This window comes from Paenibacillus periandrae (assembly GCF_022458865.1).
In the GTDB taxonomy this organism is placed as follows: Bacteria; Bacillota; Bacilli; order Paenibacillales; family NBRC-103111; genus Paenibacillus_S; species Paenibacillus_S periandrae.
Map to the genome: position 1 here is coordinate 1 of NZ_JAJNMU010000067.1, position 3,597 is coordinate 3,597.

General features: G+C 62.1%; 4 protein-coding genes. All 4 read left to right on the top strand.

From position 1 onward, the window contains the following. Positions 1-539, top strand: a 539-nt coding sequence (locus LRL21_RS44405) for a hypothetical protein (protein WP_240422150.1), incomplete at its 5' end; no start/stop codon positions are given. Beyond that, positions 463-2,220 carry a type 1 periplasmic-binding domain-containing protein gene (locus LRL21_RS44410; protein ID WP_240422151.1) on the top strand — a complete coding sequence of 586 codons (1,758 nt, stop codon included), beginning with the start codon at positions 463-465 and terminating at the stop codon, positions 2,218-2,220. The genes LRL21_RS44405 and LRL21_RS44410, both read left to right, overlap by 77 nt. Then, positions 2,217-3,083, top strand: coding sequence for an HlyD family efflux transporter periplasmic adaptor subunit (locus LRL21_RS44415; RefSeq protein ID WP_240422152.1), 867 nt, complete (start codon positions 2,217-2,219; stop codon positions 3,081-3,083). The genes LRL21_RS44410 and LRL21_RS44415 overlap by 4 nt, the downstream gene beginning before the upstream one ends. A gap of 22 nt (positions 3,084-3,105) precedes the next feature. Further along, the coding region (locus tag LRL21_RS44420) for a cysteine peptidase family C39 domain-containing protein (protein WP_240422153.1) at positions 3,106-3,597 on the top strand (492 nt) is incomplete at its 3' end.

A 3,597-nucleotide genomic window follows, 5' to 3' on the forward strand; every position in this document is an offset into this window, starting at 1 on the left:
CTAACGGCCTTGCTGCTCACGGCCTGCGGGGTCGTGTCGCCGCTGCTGGCGGCCATGCTCATGGCCGCATCCGCCGTCTCGCTACCCGGCATCGGGCTTGGCGGCGGCATCTCCGCTTCATTCGTCTACCCGTTGCTCACCGCACTTGCTCTCGCCATGTCCGCGCAAGCGGTCTATCGTACGGGCGTCGCGCAGCGCTTGCTGCTCCGCTCCGCGCTCCGGCTCCAGGCCAGCAGCGTCAGACCCGGTTCCATGATCGGCCTGATGTCCCTTTTAACGGTGTGGATGCTCCCGTCCTCAAGACTGCGCAGCGAGGCTTTCGCTCTTTTGCAGCTTACGGAACGGGAACGCCAACATGCGGCTGCGTATCCGATCTTGTTGCTCCAATCCTCGGGCTTATGCTGGTTTGCGGCGGCGCTGCTGCCGGGAAGCTTGACGGATCGGGAGGGCTTTATTCATTGGATGATAACGGCATGGCCGCTGGCCGCAGTCCTGCTTCTTATTCATCTGATTTTACCGCTTCTGAAGCGGGAAGGTGAGCGATTGGCACCCGACCCGTCGATCATGAGCGCTCAGCTGTCAGTGATGGGCAACTTGTCGGCCAAGGAGACCGCTGCCCTGATCGTCATGCTTGGCGGCGGTTTGGCTATGACGCTGGCTTATTGGCTTGGACTCAGTCTGCTCGGAGTCAGTTTGTTGATGGTGCTGGCTTTATCCGCTTGCGGACTGCTGACCAAAGCTGTTGCCCGCGGGGTGAGCTATGAGCCGTTTATCGTGTTTGCGCTGCTTGCAAGCGCAGCGGGATTATATGAGGAAGTTGGTCTGCAGCGTTTGACCGCAGGGTGGATTAGTCAGCATATGTCGGCTGCGGGCGCGCTCGTCGCGTTGTTTGCCCTCGTTTCGCTGCTTGCCCGCTTCGTTCCTCCGATGCTGGCTATTTTCGCCGGTCTGACGGCTTTGGGCTGCGGCTCCGTCGAGGCGGGGGCGAGCGGAGCGCAAGCGGCTGTTGCGGCGGTGCTGGCCGCGCAGTGGCCCATCAGCCTGCCAGTCGCTAAGAAGTTATGGAGTCCGGCTGTTCTTTATCGCGTACTGTCGGCCAGTCTGGCCCTCCTCGTTGCGGTGTACGTCTGGCACTGGACGGGAGCGGGGGATGAGAGACAGCCGCCGGTCTCGAAATCGGTCATGGCGACGGCCGGCGGTCCGGCAGCGCTCGAGGTGCCGATTGCCGTCCAGCTTCCTCATGATGCGCTCGCCGCCGCTTCCGTCAAGCAAGGCGTTGAGCTGGCCGTCGCCGATGCGCAGCTGAGCGCCGTCTCGCCGCCCATGCAGCTGTGGCCGGATTACCGCGGCAGCGGGGAAGCCGGACGAAGCGGGGGGGCAGCTCCCGTATTCGCCATCGCCGCAGCCGAATCGGACTCGGCGTCGGCTGTCAGACGGGAGCTGCCGACCCTGCTCCTCGACGGATCTGTATCGGCCGGGGGGCTGTCTGTTGCGCTAGCGCCTGCCCCCGAAGCCTACGCCGGGAAAGTGGCGGACTTGCTGCTGGACCAGAGCCTCAATAAGGTCGCGGTGTATTACGAGGATAGCGTCCCGGGCCGACAGTTTGCGGCGGCGCTGGAACAAGAGGCCGAGCGGAGAGGGATCAGGGTGGTGGATCGGCTGGCCGCGATTTCCGGACGTTCGGCGCTTACGGACGCGATTGTCCGCTGGAAGCTGCTGCAGGCCCAAGCCGTAACCGTCTACGACGGCAGCGGGGGAGTCGCTCCGGAGCTTAGCACAGGGCTAACCCAGGCCGGGGCGCTGTACCCACTCTTTGTCGGACCATCGCTTCCGGGTGCGGATGTTCTTGCGGCGTATAAAGGCGAAGTGTACGGCTATACCGACTTGGACGCCAAAACGGGCAGAACGGAGGCTGAGGCTTTTGCGGAGCGGTACCGCTCCGCATATGGAGCCGAGCCGAGCAGGCTGGCGGCCGCCGCCTATGACGCTGTGCGGCTGATCGCGCAGTCCGCAGGCCTGGCCGCCGCAGCCGAACCAGCCCGGATGCGCGAGGCGATGGCCCGGATCGGATCTTGGGAGGGCGCAGTCCGCCGCTATACTTTCACTCCCCTTCAGGGGGGCGGCGGAGATAACGGAGCGTCCGTGCATATCGTTTCATTAACACCAGAGCCAACACCGAAAACGCCGAAATCCGGGACAACAGGAGAGACGAAGAGATGAAGCCGAATATATTCAGGCAATCTGCCTTGGAGAAGATGTCGTCGCCCGAAAAGCTGGACGTGCTGATGACGATCGCCCGTCCGAGGCATTGGATTGCCCTGCTGTCCATTTTCATGCTGCTGGCCGCGTTTTTCATATGGGCGGTGGCCGGAACCTTGACGGTCAAGCTGAACGGAAGCGGCGTATTCCAACTGCAGGACGGGCTCGCAACCATCGTGCCTGCCGCGGCTGGACAGGTGACGGATATTGGAGTGAAGCCCGGAGATGTCGTGCGGCGGGGCGATGCGGTCGCAAGGCTGTTCGACCCTTCCTGGCCGGAAGCCGGGACCCGGGACGACTCCCCTGACCGCGCTGAGCGGCTGTTGTTGAAGTCCAGAGTCGTCAGCTTGCAGAATGGCCGAGTGCTCAAGGTCCATGTGAAGCCGGGACAATGGGTCCAGAGCGGGGAGCCGCTGTTCACGCTGGAAGCCTCGGGCTCCGAGGAGAAATTCGAGGCCATCGTCTACGTACCAGTGAACCAAGGCAAAAGCTTGAAGCCCGGCATCGCGGCAAGGATATGGCCGAACGGTGATTATGCCAACGCTGGCGGCGCCGTATTCGGCGAGGTGGCTGCCGTAGCGCAGGTGCCGGTCACGCTGGCGGATATGGAGCGGGCGATGGGGAACCGCGAGCTTGCGGCAGCTTACCTGGAGGCCGGTCCCCTGGTGGAAGTCCGGGTTGCGCTGCAGCAAGATGCGGCTCATCCGACCGGATTGCGCTGGACCGCCTCGCGCGCCGAGCATAACATGACCGTTACGACGGGCATGTTATGCTCGGTCGAGTTCATTCTGGGAAAAATGCATCCGATCGAATGGATGTTTTGATCGAGCAAAGAGGTGAAGGGAAATGAAGGCGTCGCTACGTTCCAAATTATACGGAAGTACCCGGGCTGCTACGCCGACGCTGCTTCAGATGGAGGCGGTGGAATGCGGCGCGGTGTCGCTTGCGATCGTACTCGCTTATTACGGCTGCCACATTCCGATCGAGACGCTCCGGTACGATTGCGGAGTATCCAGAGACGGAAGCAAGGCAAGTCACCTGTTGAAAGCCGCGCGCAAATACGGCCTGGAGGCCAAAGGCTACAAGAAAGAGCCTGAAAGCCTTAGGTCGCTCAAGCCTCCGTTTATCGTACACTGGAACTTCAATCATTTTCTCGTGGTGGAAGGCTTTTCCCGCGGCAAAGCGTTTCTGAACGATCCTGCGCACGGCCCGTATTCGGTAAGCCTCGAAGAATTCGAAAGCTCTTATACGGGAGTGGTGCTGACTATGGCGCCGGGAGAGCACTTTGTCCGGTCAGGGCGGCGATTTTCCGTAAGCTCGTCGCTGCTGCAGCGGGTG